At 58.2% G+C, this 21,680-nt stretch carries 18 protein-coding genes; 8 read left to right on the top strand and 10 right to left on the bottom strand.

Annotated elements, in window-relative coordinates; translation table 11 throughout:
• The first annotated feature begins 490 nt into the window (after nt 1-490).
• Nucleotides 491-2,008, top strand: a complete 1,518-nt coding sequence (locus DC3_RS24570) for a Ppx/GppA phosphatase family protein (protein ID WP_146889802.1) — start codon at nt 491-493, stop codon at nt 2,006-2,008.
• A 184-nt stretch (nt 2,009-2,192) separates the two neighbouring features.
• Nucleotides 2,193-2,528 carry a hypothetical protein gene (locus DC3_RS24565; RefSeq protein ID WP_146889799.1) on the top strand — a complete coding sequence of 112 codons (336 nt, stop codon included), beginning with the start codon at nt 2,193-2,195 and terminating at the stop codon, nt 2,526-2,528.
• A 24-nt stretch (nt 2,529-2,552) separates the two neighbouring features.
• Here the strand turns inward: DC3_RS24565 and DC3_RS24560 are convergent, their stop codons facing one another.
• From DC3_RS24560 to DC3_RS24530, 7 genes are all read right to left on the bottom strand, one after another.
• Nucleotides 2,553-4,673 (bottom strand): PP2C family protein-serine/threonine phosphatase, encoded by a 2,121-nt coding sequence (locus DC3_RS24560; protein WP_146889796.1) that lies wholly within the window; start codon nt 4,671-4,673, stop codon nt 2,553-2,555.
• A gap of 1 nt (nt 4,674) precedes the next feature.
• Entirely contained in the window at nt 4,675-5,514 is an 840-nt protein-coding gene (locus DC3_RS24555; protein ID WP_146889793.1) for an FHA domain-containing protein, read from the bottom strand.
• Nucleotides 5,515-5,585: 71 nt separating this feature from the next.
• Nucleotides 5,586-6,818, bottom strand: a complete 1,233-nt coding sequence (locus DC3_RS24550) for a serine/threonine-protein kinase (protein ID WP_186816242.1) — start codon at nt 6,816-6,818, stop codon at nt 5,586-5,588.
• Between the two features lie 27 nt (nt 6,819-6,845).
• Nucleotides 6,846-8,225 carry a vWA domain-containing protein gene (locus tag DC3_RS24545; protein WP_146889787.1) on the bottom strand — a complete coding sequence of 460 codons (1,380 nt, stop codon included), beginning with the start codon at nt 8,223-8,225 and terminating at the stop codon, nt 6,846-6,848.
• 142 nt (nt 8,226-8,367) lie between these two features.
• Entirely contained in the window at nt 8,368-8,907 is a 540-nt protein-coding gene (locus DC3_RS24540) for a hypothetical protein (RefSeq protein ID WP_146889784.1), read from the bottom strand.
• 34 nt (nt 8,908-8,941) lie between these two features.
• A complete protein-coding gene (locus DC3_RS24535) occupies nt 8,942-10,132 on the bottom strand; it encodes an RNA-guided endonuclease InsQ/TnpB family protein (RefSeq protein ID WP_246130804.1) in 1,191 nt (396 codons plus the stop codon).
• A 108-nt stretch (nt 10,133-10,240) separates the two neighbouring features.
• Complete coding sequence (locus tag DC3_RS24530) at nt 10,241-10,435, bottom strand: hypothetical protein (RefSeq protein WP_146889777.1); 195 nt, start codon at nt 10,433-10,435, stop codon at nt 10,241-10,243.
• A gap of 212 nt (nt 10,436-10,647) precedes the next feature.
• Here DC3_RS24530 and DC3_RS24525 point away from each other — a divergent pair, with 212 nt between their 5' ends.
• The 3 genes from DC3_RS24525 (at nt 10,648) to DC3_RS24515 (ending at nt 13,240) form a co-directional block, all read left to right on the top strand.
• Nucleotides 10,648-10,968, top strand: a complete 321-nt coding sequence (locus DC3_RS24525; protein WP_146889774.1) for a PadR family transcriptional regulator — start codon at nt 10,648-10,650, stop codon at nt 10,966-10,968.
• A 3-nt stretch (nt 10,969-10,971) separates the two neighbouring features.
• The gene (locus tag DC3_RS24520) at nt 10,972-11,994 is read left to right on the top strand and encodes a permease prefix domain 1-containing protein (RefSeq protein WP_146889771.1); all 1,023 of its coding nucleotides are present in this window, start codon (nt 10,972-10,974) and stop codon (nt 11,992-11,994) included.
• A gap of 199 nt (nt 11,995-12,193) precedes the next feature.
• Nucleotides 12,194-13,240 (top strand): cytochrome-c peroxidase, encoded by a 1,047-nt coding sequence (locus DC3_RS24515; protein ID WP_146889768.1) that lies wholly within the window; start codon nt 12,194-12,196, stop codon nt 13,238-13,240.
• Nucleotides 13,241-13,455: 215 nt separating this feature from the next.
• Here DC3_RS24515 and DC3_RS24510 read toward each other — a convergent pair whose 3' ends face one another.
• Complete coding sequence (locus tag DC3_RS24510; protein ID WP_146889765.1) at nt 13,456-14,655, bottom strand: MFS transporter; 1,200 nt, start codon at nt 14,653-14,655, stop codon at nt 13,456-13,458.
• Between the two features lie 364 nt (nt 14,656-15,019).
• Here DC3_RS24510 and DC3_RS24505 point away from each other — a divergent pair, with 364 nt between their 5' ends.
• Together DC3_RS24505 and DC3_RS24500 are read left to right on the top strand one after the other, a co-directional pair.
• The gene (locus DC3_RS24505; RefSeq protein WP_186816241.1) at nt 15,020-16,138 is read left to right on the top strand and encodes an outer membrane protein assembly factor BamB family protein; all 1,119 of its coding nucleotides are present in this window, start codon (nt 15,020-15,022) and stop codon (nt 16,136-16,138) included.
• 3 nt (nt 16,139-16,141) lie between these two features.
• Nucleotides 16,142-17,746 carry a hypothetical protein gene (locus DC3_RS24500; RefSeq protein WP_146889759.1) on the top strand — a complete coding sequence of 535 codons (1,605 nt, stop codon included), beginning with the start codon at nt 16,142-16,144 and terminating at the stop codon, nt 17,744-17,746.
• Nucleotides 17,747-17,805: 59 nt separating this feature from the next.
• Here DC3_RS24500 and DC3_RS24495 read toward each other — a convergent pair whose 3' ends face one another.
• Complete coding sequence (locus DC3_RS24495; protein WP_146889756.1) at nt 17,806-18,972, bottom strand: pyridoxal-phosphate-dependent aminotransferase family protein; 1,167 nt, start codon at nt 18,970-18,972, stop codon at nt 17,806-17,808.
• A gap of 513 nt (nt 18,973-19,485) precedes the next feature.
• On the opposite strand from DC3_RS24495, the gene DC3_RS24490 reads away from it, so the two are divergent.
• Nucleotides 19,486-19,917: a hypothetical protein gene (locus DC3_RS24490; protein WP_146889753.1), complete on the top strand. Its 432-nt coding sequence runs from the start codon at nt 19,486-19,488 to the stop codon at nt 19,915-19,917.
• 105 nt (nt 19,918-20,022) lie between these two features.
• On the opposite strand, the gene serA is transcribed toward DC3_RS24490, so the two are convergent.
• Nucleotides 20,023-21,588 (bottom strand): phosphoglycerate dehydrogenase, encoded by a 1,566-nt coding sequence (gene serA / locus DC3_RS24485; protein WP_186816240.1) that lies wholly within the window; start codon nt 21,586-21,588, stop codon nt 20,023-20,025.
• Nucleotides 21,589-21,680 lie beyond the last annotated feature (92 nt).

Here is a 21,680-nt window from a genome sequence, read left to right as displayed (position 1 = left end):
TAACGCAACATAATAGTCAAGAATCAAAATGCCATTGAGCCGATTTGGGCCTGGCATTCTGACAGCTTCCCCATTGGCGTGGAGCTCTGGAAAGACACCTTTCTGGCTCCTGGACACGTCCAGAAGCAAAACATGCAGCATCTTGCAGGGCCTGCTGATCAGGTCAGGCTGAACCTGAAACCTGACCCTTTGCTCTCCAAACGGCAGACAAACAGGTTCGAATTCACCCACCTCTGGATAGGGACCAGGGTCTGGGAAGCTCCCCGAAACCATAAAGCCTGCTGCACAAGTCTTCAGGGCTGCTGACCTGGCATGGTGACCAGATCACCTGTCAAGAGAAGCCTCTTGCAACACTTTGAGCTGTCTTGAACCATGATTTGACTGATCCATGCCTGGGTGGGTAACGTCTGGCACAAGCTGCAATGCCACGCTTCATGAACCGATTCCAGCTGAGGGCATTTTGTCAGGCACATTCAGTTACACTGTCCTCATGCGGGTTGCCATTGCCGACGTAGGGACCAACTCCTGCCACCTCCTCATCGGTGAATTCAAAACCGGACAGGTGAGCAGCTACCACATCATCGAATCCCTGAAAGACCGCACCCGACTCGGGGAATGCCTGCAGAACGGCAGGCTCACCGACGAGGGATACGAGAAGCTCAAAACGGCCCTTGCCCGCTTCAAGGTGATTGCCGAAGTGAATGAAGTGTCCGACTTCGTGGTGTACGCCACCTCGGCCACCCGGGACGCCGAGAACGGCCCGGAGATCGTCAAGCGGCTGCAGGACGAAATCGGCGTGAACATGCAGATCATCAGCGGTGAGAAAGAAGGCGAACTCACCTACATGGGGGCCGCCTCCAGCGTGGAGTTCAGCGAGAGAAACCTGCTGCTCGACCTCGGGGGAGGCAGCCTGGAAATCGTGCTCGGGAACAAACATGCCGCCCGCAAAGTGGTCAGTGTGCCCCTCGGTGGGGTGCGTTTGCGGGAGATGTTCCTCAAGAAAGACCCGGCCAATCCAGCCGTGCTGGCCCGCATCGAAAAGCATGTGACCGACACCCTTACCCCCCATCTTGCAGAGTTCACGCTCCAGCCTGGAACCAAGGTGATCGGATCAAGCGGAAGCATGGAATCCATCGCTGCAATTCTGGCGACCCGGGCAGGTCTGGCCAGTCTGGGCATCAACGGCTTCAACTTCAGGGTTTCTGACCTGCAAGCCCTCTTTGAAGAGCTTCGCTACAAGACCCTTCCCGAGCGCCTGAAAACCCCAGGGCTCGACCCCAAACGGGCAGACATCATCGTGGTGAGCCTGCTCGTCATCCTCACCACCCTGAGACTGCTGGGGGCCACCCAGGTCACGGTGTCCACTGGAGCCCTGCGCGAAGGCATGATGATCGAATACCTCGCCAGAGAAGCCGACTATGAGGCGCAACTCTCCCCCAGACAGCGCAGTGTGCTGGAGGTCGCCGAACGCTACCGTTTTGATGCTGCCCATGCAAAACACGTCACACAAATCGCCAAGGACCTGTTCATGCGCCTGCTGGAACACGTGCGCTTCCTGCCCGAAGCCCGCAGCATGCTCAGGGCTGCCGGAATGCTGCACGAAATCGGGACGCTGGTCGGCCAGAGCAGCCACCACAAGCACAGCCAGTACCTGATCCGCCACTCCGGCCTGCGCGGTTACGAACCCTGGCAGGTGGAGGTGATCGGACTGGTGGCCCGCTACCACCGCAAGAGTCCCCCCAAATCCACACACTCCGAGTACCAGACCCTCAGCAAAGAACAGCAACTGCTGGTGCGGCAACTCTCCGCCATCCTGCGGGTGGCAGACGGCCTGGACCGCGCCCACACCCAGAACAGCAGCATCCACAGCCTGATCAAAGAAGGCAACACCTGGGTGCTGTACGTCACCCCCGGACACATCGTGAACCTGTGGGGAGCCAAGGAAAAAAGCGACCTCTGGAACCAGGTGTTCGGCCCCCTGAACATCCTGCCCTGGGAGGACATGTGAGCACAGAATGGTGGATGCTGATCGGATCGCTGCTGTTCTACTGCGGCATTGCGGCTGTGGTGATCTGGTTCGGGACGCGGAAGAAGAAGGACAGGTAAGGGAGCAGACAGCAGAAAGCCAAAGCAGAATTTTGTATTTGGCATTCGGCCTTCTGCTCTCACCGAATGCTAAACTCTTACACAATATGCTCCATTTCTACGCCATTGCCGACCATGCCAGCGAGCCGGAAACCCTGACGGGATTGCGTTTTCTGGGTTTCATGTCCCTCCGTGAACACCAGGACCTGAAGGGGTTGTGGGAAGCCGTGGAGGGCACCTCCCTGAACCTGCAGGAGGGCTTCAGGGTGCGCCTGATGCAGTCTCAGGTGAAAGGGTTGCATGAGCAGTTGCTGGGCATCTACGAGAAAAAACCGCACCTGTGGGAGCATTCGAGCTACAAGCATTTTGAGGAGGTGCTGCTGGTGGCCCTTTCGGAGCACTCTGGGATGCTGGTGTTGCCCCATGAGAAAAAGCCCGGCTGACCGGGCTTTCTTTCTGGCTGAAAGTCACTGGATGCGTTCTGCAATCAGCACGGTGGCGTTGTCTGGTGCCCCCGAGGCCAGACTGGCCTGGATCATGCGGTCTGCGGCCTGCTCCAGGGGGAGTTCCATGAAGCCCTGCAGGTCATCGAAGCCGACCTCTCCCCACACCCCGTCGCTGAGCAGCAGGATGCGGTCTCCGACGGCCACAGTGAAGGTGTGCTGCATGACGTAATCGGTCTGGCGCTGCTTGAGGGACCCGAGGGAGCGCAGCACCTTGTTGCGGTCCGGGCTCTGTTCAGCTTCCTCGGCGGTCATCATGCCACTGGCGACCAGGGCGGCGACCAGAGAGTGGTCTTTGCTGATCTGTTTCAGCACGCAGCCCGAGAACTGGTAAGCGCGGGTGTCTCCCACATGCCCGAGGATCACCTGACTGTCTCTGGCCACGATCCCGGAGAAAGTGCAGCCTCCGTCCCGTCCGTTCATGTCATCGAGCACGGCCTGGTTGCATTTCCAGATGGCGTCTTCGATGTTGTCGGTGCCTGCCACCTTCAGAAAGGTTCCCACAGCGGCCTGAGAGGCGACCTCTCCAGCTTCCATGCCACCCATTCCGTCCGAAACGCAGGCAATCAGCAGGGTCTGGCGCAGGTGGTGGGTGTAGATTTGCTCGGTCCGGTAGGCGTAGGAGTCCTCGTTGACCGGGCGGTCCGGGTTGAGGCCCACGGTGGATCGGGCCACCACTTTCCATTCCACAGTGGGTGGAATCTTCAGCAGGTTCAAAGCGGAACGCCACTGTTCAGGATTGACCCGCTTGCTGGCGGGTTGCAGGGCCTGATAGAGCACCTGGGGCACCCCGGAAACCTGAATGGTGTTCAGCAGGGTGCGGGAAGCCCCTTCTGCCGGGAGCAGTTCTCCGGTCATCAGGCGGTACAGCAGGGCACCCAGGAAGTACACCCCTTCTTTTCCTGTGGCCGCAAGCCCGGACATCACTTCGGGGGCTGTGAAACCTTCCCGGTATACGGTGGTCACAGGCTCACCGAGCCTTGCCAGTCGGGGTGGAAAACGCAGCCTCAGGCCTTCGGGGGTCATGACCAGACCGTCCGGGTCCAGGTCGATCAGGGCGTACCCCTGCTTGAAGAGGCTGAACAGGTACTGGCTGAGGGCCTCAATCAGACCCAGGGCTTCTGGAAAACTGCGCGGGAAGGTGAGGACCTCTCCCGGGGTGTCTGGAAAGATCACCCCTTCGGCACCGGAGTACAGGGCTCTGGGAGCGATCCGGTGAGCAAGGAGGCTGCCCCACAGGGCCTGGGGCTGCATGTGAACCAGCAACCCCTGACCACTGTCTGAGGTGGCCTTGAACCATCCCCGTGCCAGTGCATCTGTCACCTTGAAGTTCACATTGCCCCACTGCTGGGTTTCTTCGAGCTTCAGGGTGGGCTCTTCGAAGGTGGAAGGAAGGATTTCTTCTTCCAGAAAGTCATCCGCTGCTGTGGCCTCCAGGGGTTGGTCTGGGGACTCAGGGACCTCCACCTGGGGCACCGGAAAACTCACCTGAATGGCTGGAACGGGCTCCAGGGTCTCAGGCAGATGCACTTCGGGGGCTGGATTTTCTTCCCCGTCCTCTTCCTGGGCTCGAATTTCGCCTTCAGGCTCAGGGTCCTTGATGGCAGGGGTGTCCTGTGCAGGGGGGAGGTCCTGATCGGGGGTTTCGGTGGGGGCAGGAGGCAGGTCTTCAGGGACTTCCTGTCCGGGCTCGGTCACCGGAACTTCAGGCTCTGTTCCTGGCTCATGAGCACCATGGACCGACTGCACCTGTTCCTCGATCTGCTTCTCAAGCTCAGGGTCAACATGAGGGCTTTCAAAGTCAAAGGTCTGCTCTTCCAGAACATCCTGAGGCTCTAGACCTTCTTCATTCACCGGAGCAATGACTGTGGTGCTGTCTTCTGCCGTCTGCACATCAGTCACCAGATCTTCCGCAGTGTCCACCAGAGGGGTTGCCGGGGCGTCTGGCATCTCGTGCGGCTCTGGGGCCACCACTGCCGGGGTCTGTTCGGTGGCGTCGGTGACAGAGGGCGTGGCAGGCCCGGAAGAGGAGGTGTCGTCCTCTTCGCGGGTGTCTGTGCCGTCCTGTGGACGTGGGTCGGTCATCTCAGTCCTCCTGGAAGATCATCAGCAGGTTCCCGAAGGCGATTTCATCCCCATTGGTCAGGGCGGTGGGTTCCGCAATGCGGGGACCGAAATTCACCTCTCCGGATTTGCGGACGAACACCCCGTTGGTCGAGCCAAGGTCTTTGACTTTCCACTGGCCATTTTCGAAGAACACCTGGGCATGGCGGCGGGAGACATGCTCAGAACCGGGAAGCCCGGTCACGTCGATGTCCACAGGACCGGTGGAGGCATCGAAGCGGCCCACAGTGAGGGCACCTGCAGCCAGAGGAATGCTGTCCCCGGAGAGCACCCCGTACTTCTTGATGGCAAGCTTGGCAGGGACCAGGCCACCACTGGCAGGCGCAGAGGGAGCAGCAGGGGTTTCCACCGGGGTGGGTTCAGGGGTGGGTTCTGGGGCCACTTCTGGAGCAGGCTCGGATTTGTTCATGGAGACAGGCTCAGAGAGGGGTTCAGAGACCGTTTCAGATGCAGGTGTGGCCTGATCGGTGCTGTCAGGGGTGATCGGTCCACTGGCGCTCTCCTGCACAGGGGTGGAGGGTTGCACGTCCTCCAGGGGTTCCTCGACCACCTCAGGGGTGGGGACAGGGGTGCTGGAGCCTGCCAGAGGGTCATTCTGGGAGATGGGTTCCTGGATGTCCGGCTGATTCAGGGGTGGGGTGGGGGGCACCACATTGCTGTCCCAGGTGCTGTTCTCGGGAAGGGGGGTGTCCCGGACTTCGGGAGAAGGAGTGGAGGGGGTGGCGGCCAGTTCCACACCGCAACCATCGCAGAAGCGTGCACCATCGGGGTTCTGGGTTCCGCAGACTTGGCAAACAATCATGTTGACTCCTTTCAAATGGGACGCGCAGGGCGGCCTGTTGTTCGTTGCAATGCACTTTGCTGACCTCAGGGTCAGCGTCTGATCCATTTCACCACTTTGATCCCAGCATAAGCCCCTATGGCCCCCACGGTGAGCTGGCCCAGTCCAGAGAAAGCAAACTCCTGGCTGATGCGCGTTCCAGCCCAGAATGCAAATACAGGGAGCAAGAAAGGCAGGCACCACCACAGGAGGCGACCCAGGAAGAATCCGAGGGCTCCTGCAATCAGGGCACCTTCCCACCAGCCGTAACGGTAACCCACCAGGGCACCGAGTCCCAGGAACACCCAGCTTGCCATTTCCGCTTTGCGGGCCTGGGACGTGGGGACAGAGGGCACAGGTAAAGGTGGGGCCGGAACAGGCACGGGTTTGCTTTTCAAGTCTCCCTGCAGCATGCGCAGCAGTTCATGGGCACTCTGGGGCCGCTCCTGCACGTTCAGGCTCAGTGAACGCTGAATGGCGTTTCTGAGCAGTGCAGGCACCCCTGGGGGAAGGTCGGGAAGTTTCATGCCCAGAAGGCGGTCGGTGGCCTGGACAGGCGGCGTGCCCGTCAGCGCGTGATAGAGCGTCGCTCCGAGGGCGTAGATGTCGGTGTAGGGGGCAAATTTGGCCTGGGTGGCGTACTGCTCGGGGGCAGCGTACCCGGGCGTGACCATGCGGGTGTACTGCATGGTCTTTTCACTCTGGAACGGGCGGGTGGAGCCGAAATCGATCAGCACCATCCGGCCCGAGTTTTCCAGAAAGAGGTTTTCAGGTTTGATGTCGCGGTGCAGGAGTCCCTTGTCGTGAATGGCGGCCAGGGCTTCTGCGCTGCGAATGGCAATTTTTAAAGTGTCCTCTGGCGAGAAGACGCCCGTCTGAAGTTTCTCACCAAGGGTTTCTCCCTGCAGGAGTTCCATCACCAGATAGGCGGTGTGGTTCTCCTCGAAGGTGTCGAGCACCTTTACAATGCCAGGATGCTGGAATTTTGCGAGGGCCTGTCCTTCTTTCAGGAAGTCCTTGCGGGTGTGTTCCAGCAGTTCCAGGCTGCCCGTGACAGGCAAAACCAGCGTTCCCTGACGGGTGCATCCCTGTGGGAAAAGCTCCTTGATGGCAACCTCTCGGTGCAGGTTCAGGTCTTCTGCCAGATAGGTGATGCCAAATCCGCCCTGCCCGATCACCCGATTCACTCTGTACCGCCCGCCATGCAGGAGGCTTCCCACAGGCAGGTCTGCACTGTAGGACAGGGGTGAACCACACCTGGGGCAACGCTCAGGTGTCGCGTTCAAGGGAGAGGAGCAGGCAGGACAGATCACTCAGGCTCCGGTGATGCGGCGGATTTCCTCATCAGAAGGCAGGTTCTGACCGGACTGGATGGTCTGGGTTTTGGCCCCGATCCTCAGGGTCTTGGCGGTGCCCAGGCTGATGGTCTTGGAGGTGTTGAGTTCTTCCAGGGCGCGGTCTAAAGCCTGGGTCATGTTGTTGTTCCCGAGCCTCTGGGTCATGCTGCGGGCCAGTTCCAGGGTCTTCTGGGCCTGCTGCGGGTTTTGCTGGGCTTCTTTGGTGGCCTGTGCAACCAGCATCTCGATGTTGCGCTGCTGCACCCACTGCATCACTTCTGGAGCGATCACCCCTGCGCGGGTTTCATCGCTGGTGAATTCTGCGACCACGTCCATGGGGGGGAGTTCCCCTCTGAATTGCTTGCCGGGAACCAAGTAGGTGAGGCCAATCTGGGCCAGACGCACCCGGGCAGGGATGCGGGCAGGCAGGGTGAATTCCAGAATGAAAATGCTGCCCTGTCCGGCCTCGATGTTGCCGAGGGGGAAGGGACTGGTTCTGAGGTCCACTTCGGTCTGGGTGGGAGAAACGCGGGTCACGCGGGTGAGTTCCACGTCTTTCACGGTGCGAACGCTCAGTTCCACGTTGGTGATCACCTGCGCTGCGGCCTGCTTGATGTCCCCAAGCAGGGATTTGGGCAGGTCACTGGCCCGCACAGATGGAGGCTGGGGGTTCTGGTTGTCTGGAACCACGTCAAAGGCCTGACCCTGGGTGCGGTTGGTGAGGTCGAGCAGAAGGTCGGTGTTCACATCATCTCCCACACCCACAGTGGTCACAGGGATGCGGTTTTTGACGTAGAACTCTGCGGCACTCTGACAGACTGCTTCATCGAACGTCTGGCCGTCTGAGAGCAGAATCATGCGGCGGCTGCCACTTTCTTTTTCCAGCAGGGCAGCGGCCTCTTTCATGCCTGCACCCATGTGGGTTCCGCCGGAAAATTTGGTCAGCAGACCGGCAGCATCCAGCAGGGCCTTCTTGTCCTTCGCAGGGGTGAAGGGCAGCAGCACTTTGGCCCGATCATCGAACTTGATCAGGGCAATCCGGTCGTCTTCCATCAGGAGGCCCGAATTGAAGATGTTCTTGAGGGATTCCACCACCAGTTCAATCTTGCTTCTGGCTCCCTCCACCACTTCATAGGTTTTGCCATCCACCTGCATGGTCTGTCCGGTGCGTTTGGTGGGCTTGGTGACCACCTCGTACATGCTGCCTGAGGTGTCCACCACGAAAGCCACATCCAGTTGAGGTCTGGCCTGGGTGGCTTCCTGGGAGGGGGTCAAAGTCAGCATCGCAAACAGCTTCTGACCCTCAACGTGGGCCAGCAGAAACTCGCGGTGCAATTTCAGTTGCGTGTTGAGCATGTGTTCTCCTTTAATCCGTCCTGACAGGATGTACGTGAGTTCAGAGGCTGGAGTTCCCTTTTTTGACCGACATCTCCATGATCCAGCAATTCGGAGGGTGCGTCTACACCCTCCGTTGCAATGTTTGTGGTGCTGCCCGGGTCTACTCTTCCGTGGGGGCGATGGTCACTTTTTCAGTGACGATGCCGTGGTCCAGAAAACGCCAGGTGGCATTCATGTTGTACTGAAAAACCACGTGAAGAAAAGTCAGAACGAGTACAGCCAGCAGGGTCTTCACCCAGGAGAGCCCTGCCTGTCTGAACCCCACCAGAAAAAGCACAGCCTGATACACAAAAGCCACCACTCCGGAGTAAAGCATCATGCGGTAAGGCCAGGAGTCCTGAATCTGGGCAAAAAGCACACGGGCCACATCACTGGAGTTGTAGTACTGCAGTTCTTTTTCCAGCAGGGCTCTGGTGGCTTCAAGGTCTGCCGGGAAGGGCAGCATCAGCCCTCCAATGAGCAGCACGATGCCCCACAGCAAAAACGGGGTGAGGGAGGCCACTCCGATTTCTGCCGCTCTGGCGTTGGGGCCAAGCCACAGGTAACCCACCACAAGCACCAGAAACCACCAGAAGACCTCTGAAAAAAAGCCACTGAGGAAAATCCCGATGTACAGCACCACCGAATGACTGGATTCCATCGCAGCATAAAAACGGATTTGACACTCCACACCCCTAAAGGGGTGGGATTCTTGCTTCATCGACAGATGCCCCAGAATTGAGGTCTTCTTCCATCTCCACAAGCGTTTCCTGGATGACTCCAGCCGTTCTAGTGTGCCCCACCATACGGAGTCCAACTTTTAGGATGTTGATTGCTGCGTTGTGGTCACGGTCTAGCACCACCCCGCACCCACACATATGCATTCTGGTCTTCAGATCCTTTTTGACCCTCACACCACATCTAGAGCACATCTGGGAGGTATAAGCAGGGTTCACAGGAATGGCGATTTTGCCCATGATTTTTGCAAAGGATTCAATCCACCGGCGGAACTCTCGCCAGCCTGCATCCTGAATGCTCTTGCTCAATTTGCGGTTCTTGATCATGTTCCTGACCTTGAGATCTTCAAACGCCACCACGTCGTGAGACATGACTACGCACCGTGCCAGTTTGACGGCATGGTCTTTACGCTGACGTTGAATTTTCAGGTGCTTCCTGCCCAGTTTCATCACTGCTTTTTGGCGATTCTTGGAGCCCTTCACCTTTCGGCTGATCCGGCGCTGCAATTTCTTCAGTGCCCTTTCGGCCTTGCGGTAGAAGCGTGGGTTGGGTTCTTCGTACCCCCTGGAGTCTGTATAGAACGACTTGAGCCCCACATCAAGACCAATGGTTTTCCCACTGGGTTCAAGGTCAAAGTGCCTCTGGGCATCCACAAGGAACTGGGCATAGTAGCCGTCCGCTCGCTTCACGATCCGCAGGCGCTTGATGTCTTCTTGACGGTAGAGCATCAAGTCCCACTTGCCGAGCAGCTTCATGACCCCAATCTTGAACCCGTCCGTCAGGGTCAAACGTTTGTTGTGGGCGTCCAACTTCCAACCTGACTGTTTGTACTCCACCGAGCGAACGTTCTTCTTGAATTTGGGGTAGCCCACAGGCTTGATCCCCCTTTTGTGGTTGTCGTAGAAGCGGGAGATGGCACTCCATGCCCGTTCCCCTGCGGCTTGTACGGCGGTGGAGTTGAGCTTTTTGGCCCACTCAAACTCCGCCCTGAGTTTCGTGGTGTGCTTGTAGATGTCGTTTTTGCCGACGTTCTCTCCGTCCATCCAGTAGCGCAAACAGTGGTTACGGACGAATTGGGCAGTACGGATGGCTTTATCCATTCTGCGCCTTTGTTCTTCCGCGGCCACCAGTTTGTACTCCAGCACCATCACACCCCTATTTTATTGTTTTTACGCTAGGTTTTCAAGCGTAAAAACCAGAGCCTAAGGCCATGAGCTGCAGCACCGCCACCCTGCGGGCGGCCTGGGTTCTGCATCTCACGGCTGAAGCCGGTGGGCTTTCCACCCAGACCCTTTTTTGTAACTGGCGAGGGTGCAGAGCACCGGAATGAAAGAGCAGATCAGGAACCACACAAAGATGCGCCCATTGTTCGGATAGGTGCGGACCAGAGAAGAAAAATAAGCAGCAGGTTGAATCAAAGCACGATACGGGGAATAAGATTTGACTGTCATGGATGCCTCCTTCTTCAGAATGGCATGTCTGGACCGCCTGGAACATCGGTCATTTCATGCAGATGGGTTTCTTGACAGCATCAGGCCAGGGCTTTTTTTCAGTCTAAAAGGTGTGAATCTTCCTGTCTGCACCGGGTTGAAGATTCATTTCAACTTGACTTTTCAAGCGTATCGGATCACGATATAGATAATCTAAAACCAGTGGAGTGACCATGGACGCAAACCTCATCAAAGGCCATCTGGACCTGATCCTGCTCAGCATTCTGGAGGGGGAGGCCAAATATGGACTGGAAATCAGCAAAGAAGCCCAGGACCGCACTGCAGGCTATTTTGACCTGAAAGTGGGCAGCCTCTACCCCGCACTGCACCGTCTGGAACAGGCAGGACTGCTGTCTGGAGAATTCCGTCCCGCACCCAAAGGGGGCAGTCTGGTCAAGTATTACTGGCTCACCGATGAGGGCAAAGTGGACCTGGACCGCAGACGCAACGAATTCACCACCTTCACCCGCACCGTGGAATCCCTCTGGCGGTAAACCATGATGAGCCGCGCCGAGCGTTACATCCAGATCTGCACCCGTGGCCTGCCCCCCAAAAGCAGACACCTGGTCGCCCTGGAACTGCGCGGACACATCGAGGAACGCACCCATGAATTGATGGCCTCGGGCCTCCCCAGACCCGAAGCCGTGAGCCGCACCCTCGAAGAACTCGGGGCACCCGGAGCGGTGGGCTCCAGTTTCCGGCATGTGCACTGGAACCCCACCCTGATGCGAACCCTGATGCTGGCCGCCCTGGTGGTGGCCCTCAGCCCTGGTCTCTTTCGGTCTCACCTGCCTGTTCTGGCCCTCACCAACGAGGCCTTCATCCAGCGACAACAGGCCCAGGAACTGCTGGACAACCTGGGGATTGCAGCACCCGTGGAATTTCCAGAACCCCCTCACGGGACCCGCTTCCTGTACGAAGGCAACAGGCTTGCCCGCACCCCCAGCCTGCGCTGGAACGACCAGCCCTTCGTGAACATCTCCTACCTGCTCCTCGCCCTGCAACAGGCCGGACCTGTCAAGGTGGATGGCTGGACCAACCCTGTGCTCTCGGTGGAAAACACCCGCGTCTCCCTGGGCACCCCGGAACGCCCCCTCACGGCGCACCCGATCTACATCAGCGAACTGCAACGCATTGTTTCCAGCAACTACCTGGATGGACGCTTTCAGTTTGCGACCCCCTCCAGCCAGTACAACCGCAGCTTCTACTTTCTCTCTGCCCCCAGAGGTGCGGGAGAAATTTACGCCCTGGTCTCTGCCCACCGCACCCCCTCCGGTCTGGAATTCAGCATGGACGTGGTTCCCGCCTCCAGAGACGGCACCCTGAATTTCGAGCTGGGGTACAACTTTACCTCCATCCAGTTGCATCCCACCTGGGACAGCTTTCAGCGGGCCTCACACACCGCCCCTTTTGCTGCCAGTGACAGGCAACCCCTACCAGCCCTGCTGCTCGCCCTGCCCACCACACTGGATGGGAGCTTCAAAGAGATTCCCAAAACCGGGGTTTACACGAGCAACTGAGCAGAGGCCGAGGGCCGAGGGCAAAAAATGAAAGGCTCTGCAGCAACACGCCAGCGGCACTCTCAGAGGTAGAATTCATTTCCCCCATCTGACCCCACCTGCATCCTGACCTCATCCAGAATGCGCAGGTGTCCAGAGCAGCCTTTCACCACAGACCTCTTGCGGGGTCTGCAGGCCCTCTCATTCCAAGGAGGTTGGCATGGTGTCCCCCGTCAAAAGTCTGCTGCTCATTTCCCTGTTTGGCCTGATGGCCGCAGGGCCTTCTGGCAACCCGGAGTACGCCCTGGGGCTCCCTCCGCTGCCTCCTGCTGCACCAGAAGCTGTGGTTCGGCTGGGATCGAAGGTGTTCTTTGACAACACCCTCAGCCGGGACAGCCATGTGGCGTGCTACAGCTGTCACAGTCCTGCCACCGCTTTCGCAGACAACCAGAGCACCGGGCGTGGGGTGGATTTCAAACTGGGCACCCGCAACGGACCCAGCCTGATGAACGTGACTTTCCTGAACACCTTCATGTGGGATGGGAGGATTGGCACCCTGGAGGAGGCTGTGCTGGCCCCCTTCACCAATGTGCGGGAGATGGGCATGAAAAACCTCGATGAGGTGCTGGCAAGACTGAAAAAAGATCCTGCTTACCAGCAGAGCTTCAAACAGGCTTTCCCTGATGATGCTCAGCCCATCCAGAGCAGCAACCTTGCAAAAGCCCTCACGGCCTTCCTGAGCACCCTGAACTTCGGGAACTCTGCTTTTGACCGTTATGAGTACGGCAAGCACCAGACGGCTCTGTCTGCAGCCCAGAAACGGGGCCTCTCCATCTTCAGAAACCAGGGCAGGTGCACCGCCTGCCACACCATCAACAAAGAACATGCCCTCTTCACCGATGAGAAGTTCCATGTCAGCGGAAGCACACTGAGCACCTCTCTGGCCTTCACGGACATCCCCTTGCTGAAAAGCAAACTGGACATGGCAGCAAAAATGCCTCTTGGGGACGCCATCCTGACCCACCCAGAAGTGGCAGAGATGGGCCGTTTCATGGTGACCCGTGACCCACTGGACACCGCCAGATTCCGCACGCCCAGCCTCAGGAATGTGGCCGTCACCTTCCCCTACTTCCACGATGGCAGCACCTCCAGCCTGAAACTCGCCGTCCTGCAGGAGGCCAACACCCACGAAAACGATCTGGCTCCCGAGGACATTGATGATCTGGTGGCGTTTTTGCACAGCCTGACCAGTGAAGTGGTGCCGTGAAGGGCCAAGAGCCGAGGGCCGAGGGCAAAAAGCCCAGAGCAGGATGCGAAATCTGGGCCACATCGTAGGGCAGGCCAACAGCCCGGCCCAATCGACAGAAATGAGATTTACCAGAACAGCCATGGTTTCCTTCATTCATCAGCCAACACCAGAAACGCAACTGCCAGGGCTTAAAAAGCCCTCAGCCCTCGGCTCTCGGCCCTCGGCAGCTGTCCTCACACCCCCTTCCCCAGCATCCGGTCCCTTGCAGGCAACCCCAGCAGCAAAACCACAGGTCCTGCAATCAGGAGCCACATGGCCGAGTTCAGGCCGTACAGTTGCGCCCAGGCCCCCAGCAGGAGAGGGAAAAGACCTCCCACAAGTCCTGCAATGCTTCCCAGGGCCAGAACTGTGCCACTTTTTTCGGGAAGGCTGGCGTACAGTCGGGCCTGCAGGATTGCGTACCAGCCTGAGGTCAGGATGCCCAGAAGGCCCAGCAGGACAAGTTTGGGCACAAGTCCTGGAGTGAGCATGAAAATTGGGAAGAGCAGCAGGATCAGGACCACACTGACCCGCATGTAGGCCAGACCAGAAACCCTTTCCAGCAGGGGCACCACCAGGGCATCTCCCAGCAGGCCCACTCCGGTCAGGACAGTGACGGCCAGGGCGGCCTGTGCTTCTCCTGTGCCCACCACATCCACGAAATACAGGGCGATGAAACCCCGGAAGATGTCCAGCATCAGGTTGGCGAATTCCAGCAGGATCAGGTACAGCCGCACGTCTTTTTTCAGCAGGGCCTGACCTGCCCCTTTCAGACCCTCAAGCAGGGTTTCCTGTTCTGTGGGAGGTGCGGGTTCTTCCAGCAGGTGACGGATGCGGAAGGCAAACCAAAGGGCAAGTCCCATCAGGACGGCCAGCAAGACGAACCCGGGCCGCCAGCCCAGACCCAGAAAAGCAAGGAAGCTGATCAACAGAGGTCCCAGCACATTGCCCACTGAGCCTGCCAGGGCCCACTTTGCCATGTTCTGCTCCCGCCTTTCGGGCTCTGCATCCATCCAGGCCGCCTGCATCAGGTTCACGAACATGCCTGATGCAGGGTAATACAGCACCATTGCCGCCAGCAGTCCCCAGAAACCACCCACCATGGCAATCAGGGCCATGCCGATGGTGTAGCCCACCCCTCCCCACAACAGCAGCCTTCTCCTCCATCCCAGATCTGCCAGGAGGCTGAGGATGGGCTCGATCAGGTTGGCAAGCAGTGCCGGGGCACCCAGCAGAATGCCCACCTGCAGGTAGGAGAGAGACAGATCCTGCTGGATGAGGGGCCATGCGGCTCCGCTCACCCCATCCACCAGTTCGTCCATGAATTCAATGCTGATCGCTGCCATCAGCAGCATCAGGCCAGATTCCGTTTTTTTCTTTGCTGTCGGTTTCATGTTTTCCCCTCTGTGAGATGCCTGAAGTCAGATGCCTGTCTGTCTTCTGGCTCAGGAGGGGAAAGCCCGGTGCATGTTTCTGCACCATCCCTTGAAAGTGGGATGGAGACCCGGCCCAGGTTGTGGGACTGTGAAGGTTACCAGGGGGGGAAGCGCATGTCTCAGCATAGAAAAAGTGCCTGAGGAGTTCAATGTACGCCAGATGGCGAACTCCTCCCCCACCTGCAGGTCTGCTTCCCCACATCAGGTGGCTAAGTTTGCAGCATGGAAAGCTGTCCTGCAAAGAAAAACATCTTCTAACCAGAACCAGAGAACTCCACATTGAAAAAATTCAGAAAAATGGCCGTCTGGGAAAATGTTGGACATGAAACAACTGATCCTGACCCTGCTGCTTGCCCTGCCCTTAGCCCATGCCCAGAGCCTGACTTTTCGAGGAGATGCCCGGCACTCTGGCACCTACCAGACCAGCGGTCCCGAAACCCTGCAGGGGGTGAAATGGAAGTTCCAGACGGGCGGTCCTGTGCGGTCCACCCCTGCAGTGACTGCAGATGCGCTCTATTTTGGCAGCAATGACGGCACCTTCTACGCGGTGAAGCGGGATTCTGGGGAACTGCTCTGGAAGCACCAGACCACCGCCCCCATCAACTCCTCTGCCACCGTGCAAGACGGCAAAGTGTACTTTGGCGGACATGACGGGTACCTTTATGCCCTGGACCAGCAGACCGGACAGCCCATCTGGAAACTGCAACTTGATGCAGAGCAGATCTATCCCTATGATGAATGGGATTTCTTCAGTTCCTCTCCGGTGATCGAAAATGGCATCCTGTACATCGGGAGCGACATGGGCGCAGTTTATGCGGTGGATGCCGCCACAGGAACAGAAGTCTGGAAATCTCAGCTTCCTGCAAAATCCCCCATGCGTTCCACACCCACAGTGGTGGGAGACCAGTTGATTGTCGCCGGGTACGACAAGAACTTTTACAGCCTGGACAGAAAGACCGGGGAGGTGCAGTGGACCCGGATCATCTTCAACATTGGCCAGAGCACCGCATCCACCGATGGCAAGAACTTCTTTGTGGGCCTCAGGGGCAGCACCAGTGCCCAGGGCATCGACCTGAAAAATGGAGAATCCCTCTGGGTCTTTCCAGATTCTCCCTCCTGGGTGCCCTCTTCCCCTGCTTACGATCAGGGCATGGTTTACATCGGAGGGTCAGACAGCCACAACCTGTATGCCATCAAAGCGGACACTGGAGCGAAAGTGTGGGCCTACAACACCGATGGGTACCTGTTCTCCTCCCCCGCAGTGACCCCTTCCATGGTCTTCACAGGCAGTTACGACAACACGGTGTACGGAGTGGACCGCAGCACAGGGCAGCTGAAATGGAAATTCACCACCGGAGATCATGTGGTCAGCAGTCCGGTGCCTTTCGGGAATGAGCTGTACATCGGCAGCGATGATGGCTTTCTCTACGCCCTACACTGAGGCATGGAACCCACCCTGAAAGACATGCAGGAGGTGATGGGGCGCTGGTGGATGTTGCAGGGCTTCAGTGAGGAGAACGTGCAGCTCACCCTGCAGGTCTATGAGAACCTGTTTCAGAGCAGTGGAGGCCAGATCCATCCGCTTGCAGAGTGGTTCCCCCCTGCAAGGGCCTCTTTGTGGGTGATGGACCACGCAAAGCAGGTGCCCGCAGAAAACCTGACCCACCTGCTGTACCACCCGGAACTTCCCATCGTTCCCGACCGGAGTGCCAGACTGCTGCGCTGGGAAATGGAGAACGCTGACGATGAGGGCACTGTTTTTCGCATGGCCCTCCCTGAAGATCCCGTGCTGGCCCAGGAACTGCAGCATTTTCGGGAAGCCCGCGACGCCTACCTGGAAAAGCTGCGAAACCTGCTGTGGCAGGAAAGGATCATCCACATTCGCAGCCAGACCGGAGGAGGATACTACCGCCTTCCTCCCAGGCTTCCCGGGTGGCTGAAAGACCATTATGATTTTCCGACCAGAACCGCAAAAGACCCTTACCTCAAGGTGCTCTCTGCCCGTCCCTACCAGATGATTGACCGGGCAATGCGCAGCGCAGAGGGCTGGAGCCTGCAGGACCTGCCCCGCTACCCGCAAACAGTCACCCACGGCCTGCAACTTGAGTACCAGCAGGATGGGTTGAAGCTTGCCGATCTGGAAGGGCTCATTCACACCCTGGACCCCAGAACTGGGGACGTGTGGAGGTTGCTGCTGGCCCTTGCTCTGGAAGAAGGCCAGAGTGGCATCTACCGCACCCTCACCCTGGACTTGCGGGAACTGGGCAAGGCCATGGGCTTCAAACCCCACCCCAGAGGTGGCTTCAGACCCCAGCAACTTCAGGAAATTGCACAGGCCCTCGGGCATCTGGAGAGGCTCTGGATGACCATCACCCCGGAAGCCCGCACACTCGAAGCAGACACTGGACAGCACAAAAGGGTTTACCGCTCCCTCAAAGACCAGAAAACCATGCGTGTGCTGGCCGTGATGGAAAAAGACCAGCCCAGAGAACTGGAAGGTGAGGTGTTCTACCTCCGCTGGCATCTGGCCCTTGGAGAATGGGCCAGGCTGTTCGAGAAGAGTTATGCCCGCATCTTCAGAAGCCTGCTGGAACTGCCCTCAAGGCCTGCCTCTGCCCTGTGGGCCAAACAGATCGGGACAGAACTGGCCTACCTGTATCGGGAGGACCGCCAGCCTGAACCAGACCGCCCGGACCTCAGGCGCAAGCAGAAAACCCTCACCATCCAAAGGCTGCTGGAGCGCTCCTGTCTGCTGCATGAAACCGAACTTCTGCATGGACAGGGGCACCACTCCAGAGCCGTGAAACGCTTCGAGCAGGCCCTTGATCTGCTGGCCTACCACGGGGTGCATCAGGGGTGGCATTACCACCCGGAGGATGCTGCCAGAATCGACGACCAGACCGGAAAACCGGGAGCTTACCGGGTCTGGCTGAATTCCAGGGTGCTGGTTGAGGCTCCTTTGTCGCTGCTCAATGACCTGCCTGCGCCAATCAAAAGAAGCCGAGGGCCGAGGGCCGAGCGACCCAGCGCGAAACGGGCCGTCCCGTGAGCGCGTAGTAGGGTCAAGACAGAGCAGAAGGCAACATCGCCGTGCCTTCTGCCTTCTGCTTACTTGCTCACCAGTTCAGGCGCAGCATTCTTCAGGGCGTCCCAGGCTGCTTTTACAGCCACTCCACGTTCAAATTGCACACCCAGGCCAGCGAAGACATCTTCCAGAATTCCAGCCACAGCCAGCGCATCATAGCGGTCGTAATAGCCCATCAGGGAAATGCGGAACATGCTGTCCTTGAAGGCGTCCTGACCTGCAGCCGCACGTGCGCCTCTGGCCTTCATGGCATCAGCAACCTGCTTTCCACTGAGGGGAGCAGGGGGCACCAGTGCAGCCGTCGCAGGAGACACCCGTTCTGCGAAGTTGGTGCAGCCCAGGGCCAGACCTGCGGCCACCAGGGCATTGTTCATTTTTTCCTTCTCGGTCCACAGGTCTTCCAGAGGGATGCTGACCAGTCGGGATGTGCTGACATTCAGGGCCTGAATCAGGTTGATGGCCGGGGTCTGGGCGGTCTCGCCGTTCTTCTGGCTCTTCAGCTCCTTGGCGAGGTCCAGGTAATAGCGTCTGGGATTGGCCTTGCCAGAATTCAGCACCTCCAGTGCCCTGGGGGACAGCATGGCAAAACCCAGGCCGGGAGGGGCAGCGACACCTTTCTGGGAACCGGAAACAATCACATCCAGGTCCCACTCTGTGGGGCGGAGTTCAGCCACCGCAAAGCTGGTCACAGCGTCCACATAGATCAGGAGGTCAGGGTTCACCGCACGCACGGCTTTTGCAATGGCCTGAAGGTCATGCAGCACCCCTGTGCTGGTTTCACTGTGGGTGATGAACAGGGCTTTTTTGCCTTCCACGGCAGCAGCAACGTCATCCGGTCTGAGGGCCTTGCCCCACTCGGTGCTGACGTAAGTCACGCCATAACCGAGCTTCTCGGCCATCTGGCCCCAGCGTTTGCCGAATTTTCCGGCCTCGGCACACACCACTTCTGCTCCATCTTCCAGCAGGCTCACAATGGCTGCCTCGAAAGCACCGGTCCCGGAGGTGGTGGTGATCAGCACCTCAAAATCGGTTCCGAGGAGTTTTGAGAGGTTCTCTCTGGCTTCCAGAACGGCTTTTCGGGCCTCAGGAGTGCGGTGGTGGATCTGGGTCTGGGACAGGCTGCGCAAGGTGTCCGGCGAGACTTCCACAGGACCCGGGGCAAGCAGACGTGGACGGTTGAATGCGCTCATGGTCCGAGTCTAGCAAGGAATTGGTGTAACAAGGACAAAAAGACTAGAGGGCAGAAGGCCGAGGGCAAAAAGCAGAAGGGGTTGCAGGAGCGGGCCTCTGGTTCGTTCTGTTGGTTGATGAAATAAAACAAAAAATTCGCCTCAATGGGCGACTGATGTATACAGTGTATACCAGTATGCATTATTCGTCAAGCATAATCAGGGCACTCCTGTTAGGCTTGATGCATGTCCAATCGATTTGAATTGATGCTGTTTTTGCAAACCCAGACCTTACCTCAGAGAATACAGAAACTGCTTTCAGCATCCAACACCAGCGCTTTGCCCGGGACACTGGACCTCAGAGGACACACGAGGAACAACCTCATCAAACAATCAAAACAGCTGACCAGAGGCCACCACAAATTCAAGGGTTTCCAACTGGCCCTGACCACTGAAAGCAACCATCGGAATCCAATTTCCCTTTCTATCGCTGGTGACCACCATTGTCTGATCCAGAAACAAGAACATCTGTTGATGTCTGTCCGTTCTCCTGAATGGCATGCGGATGATCCAGACCAGACGGTCCTGAAATCCCTGATGCCTTTACTTTACCCGCTGTTTGATCTGCTGGAGCCCACTTTTGGACGTTGCATCTCAGAAATCGACGAAGCTGAATGGCACAGTCAGAATCAGGACTCAGGCATCTGGATGGGTGATCTGATCAGCCTTCCCTCACCCTTTTTTGTTTTCCATCAAAAACTCTGGGGGCAACTGCAAGAGGAGCTTCCAGACCTTTCAAGGGATCTGGTTTCTGTAATTGCACGGGAACATGTTGTGGTGGTGGCAGACCGTGATCTCAAAGATCCCAGAGTATCAGACGATCCAGAACATCAAAATCTGCATCGGGAGGCCCTTTATCGGATTTCGAGGTTGATTCATTTCGGGGGCCTGGACGCCCACTCCTGACCCCTGGATACCCTCTTTCAGTCCATTGAGTGGTTGTGCTGTTGTTTTACAGCAAAGAACCTCTCCAGAGTGAATTCTGGAGAGGTTCTTAGACATCGGTAGGTTTCAGACCTCTACGAGGTAGGCGCTCTCAATCACATCCAGGGCCCGGATGGCTTCGAGTTGCTGGCTGCTCAGTTTGTCGTCCAGGGTCAGGGTGAAGAGGGCCTCTCCACCTTTCTCGGAACGGCCCAGGGCCATGCCTGCGATGTTCACGTTCTGGCTGGCGAGGTAGTTGGAGAGGGCGGCCACTGCACCGGGCTTGTCGATGTTGGAGCAGATCAGGATGTAACCCTGGGGCTCAAGCTCCACACGGAAGTTGCGCAGACGGGTCAGGCGGGGTGCATTGCCGAAGGCGGTTCCTCCCACGGTGCGCTTGCGCTCGCCCTGGCGGACAATCACGCGGATTTCGTTCTGGTAGTAGTCGGCTTCTTCCAGAGCACGGGTTCCAACGCGCAGGCCACGCTCTTTGGCAAGGGCGCGGGCGTTGATCATGTTGGGGGCTTCTTCGGTGGTGCCGCTCAGGTAGCCCACCAGCACACTGGTCACGATGGGAGTGGTGTCTGCGGGGAATTCCCCATAGAACTCCACTTCCAGATCGTTGGCACCAGGGAGCAGTTGCCCCTGGATTTTGCCGAGCTTACGGGCAATTTCCAGGTACGGCCCGAGGACCTCCTGGGTGTGGGCGTCCATGGCAGGGGCATTCACTGCACCTCTGGACACGTCCCCTTTGAGGGCGGCCAGCACACGGTCCACGATTTCTGCACCCACACGCTCCTGGGCTTCCACAGTGTTGGCCCCGAGGTGGGCGGTGATCGCCAGATTGGGCGCGGTCAGGAAGGGGTGGTCTTTGGCCGGAGGCTCATCTTTGAACACGTCGATGCCTGCAGCGAACAGGTGACCGCTGTGCAGAGCGTCCACCAGGGCCTGCTCTTCGATGATGTTGCCCCGGGCCGCATTCACCACAATGGCACCTTTTTTCAGCAGGGCCAGTTCACGGGCACCCACCATGGCTTCGGTTTCCTCGGTGAGGGGGGTGTGAACGGTGAGGGCATCCACCTGACCCAGAAGCTCATCCAGGGTCTGGGCGCGTTTCACGTCCAGCATCTTGAATTTCTCATCGGTGACGTAAGGGTCGAAGGCGACCACTTTCATCTTCAGGCCCAGGGCACGGGCAGCCACCAGGGAACCAATGCGACCCAGACCGACAATCCCCAGGGTCTTGTCTTTCAGTTCCACCCCAAGAAATTTGCGGTCCCACACGCCACTCACCGTTTTGGTGTGGGTGCGGATCAGGCCACGGGCAGAGGCCAGCAGGAGGGCAATCGCCAGTTCTGCAGCAGACACGTTGTTGGACTCGGGCGCGTTCAGGACCAGAATGCCCTTGCGGGACGCATACTCCAGGTCGATGTTGTCCACACCCACCCCACCCCGGCCCACCACACGCAGTTTCGTTCCAGCGTCCAGGAGTTCCTGGTCCACACGGGTGCGGGAACGGGTGATCAGGGCATCAAACTCAGGCAGGCGGCGCAGGACATCTTCCCGGGCCATGTTCGGAATGTATTCAATGTCAAACCCCTGATGGTTCAGCTCGCCGGGGTTCATTTCGTCACAGATCAGCACACGGTACATGAAAGACATTATTGAGGCTTTGCATCAGCAGGGGGGATTTTTGAATAGATCAATGGCAAAACCTCGCCGCAGGAGCGGGCTGCCTATACCAG

The sequence above is a fragment of the Deinococcus cellulosilyticus NBRC 106333 = KACC 11606 genome (assembly GCF_007990775.1).
Lineage (GTDB): Bacteria > Deinococcota > Deinococci > Deinococcales > Deinococcaceae > Deinococcus_C > Deinococcus_C cellulosilyticus.
Note: the sequence above shows the minus strand (reverse complement) of the source record. Positions and strands in the feature narration are given on the sequence as shown.

What these genes read in the sequence shown, in the direction of transcription:
- DC3_RS24525 (WP_146889774.1), top strand. Translation starts at nt 10,648, where the DNA reads ATGGACGCAAACCTCATCAAAGGCCATCTGGACCTGATCCTGCTCAGC.
- DC3_RS24545 (WP_146889787.1), bottom strand. Translation starts at nt 8,225, where the DNA reads ATGCTCAACACGCAACTGAAATTGCACCGCGAGTTTCTGCTGGCCCAC.
- DC3_RS24535 (WP_246130804.1), bottom strand. Translation starts at nt 10,132, where the DNA reads ATGGTGCTGGAGTACAAACTGGTGGCCGCGGAAGAACAAAGGCGCAGA.
- DC3_RS24495 (WP_146889756.1), bottom strand. Translation starts at nt 18,972, where the DNA reads ATGAGCGCATTCAACCGTCCACGTCTGCTTGCCCCGGGTCCTGTGGAA.
- DC3_RS24505 (WP_186816241.1), top strand. Translation starts at nt 15,020, where the DNA reads ATGAAACAACTGATCCTGACCCTGCTGCTTGCCCTGCCCTTAGCCCAT.
- DC3_RS24540 (WP_146889784.1), bottom strand. Translation starts at nt 8,907, where the DNA reads ATGGAATCCAGTCATTCGGTGGTGCTGTACATCGGGATTTTCCTCAGT.
- DC3_RS24510 (WP_146889765.1), bottom strand. Translation starts at nt 14,655, where the DNA reads ATGAAACCGACAGCAAAGAAAAAAACGGAATCTGGCCTGATGCTGCTG.
- DC3_RS24530 (WP_146889777.1), bottom strand. Translation starts at nt 10,435, where the DNA reads ATGACAGTCAAATCTTATTCCCCGTATCGTGCTTTGATTCAACCTGCT.
- DC3_RS24570 (WP_146889802.1), top strand. Translation starts at nt 491, where the DNA reads ATGCGGGTTGCCATTGCCGACGTAGGGACCAACTCCTGCCACCTCCTC.
- DC3_RS24515 (WP_146889768.1), top strand. Translation starts at nt 12,194, where the DNA reads ATGGTGTCCCCCGTCAAAAGTCTGCTGCTCATTTCCCTGTTTGGCCTG.
- DC3_RS24560 (WP_146889796.1), bottom strand. Translation starts at nt 4,673, where the DNA reads ATGACCGACCCACGTCCACAGGACGGCACAGACACCCGCGAAGAGGAC.
- DC3_RS24500 (WP_146889759.1), top strand. Translation starts at nt 16,142, where the DNA reads ATGGAACCCACCCTGAAAGACATGCAGGAGGTGATGGGGCGCTGGTGG.
- serA (WP_186816240.1), bottom strand. Translation starts at nt 21,588, where the DNA reads ATGTACCGTGTGCTGATCTGTGACGAAATGAACCCCGGCGAGCTGAAC.
- DC3_RS24555 (WP_146889793.1), bottom strand. Translation starts at nt 5,514, where the DNA reads ATGATTGTTTGCCAAGTCTGCGGAACCCAGAACCCCGATGGTGCACGC.
- DC3_RS24520 (WP_146889771.1), top strand. Translation starts at nt 10,972, where the DNA reads ATGATGAGCCGCGCCGAGCGTTACATCCAGATCTGCACCCGTGGCCTG.
- DC3_RS24565 (WP_146889799.1), top strand. Translation starts at nt 2,193, where the DNA reads ATGCTCCATTTCTACGCCATTGCCGACCATGCCAGCGAGCCGGAAACC.
- DC3_RS24490 (WP_146889753.1), top strand. Translation starts at nt 19,486, where the DNA reads ATGTCTGTCCGTTCTCCTGAATGGCATGCGGATGATCCAGACCAGACG.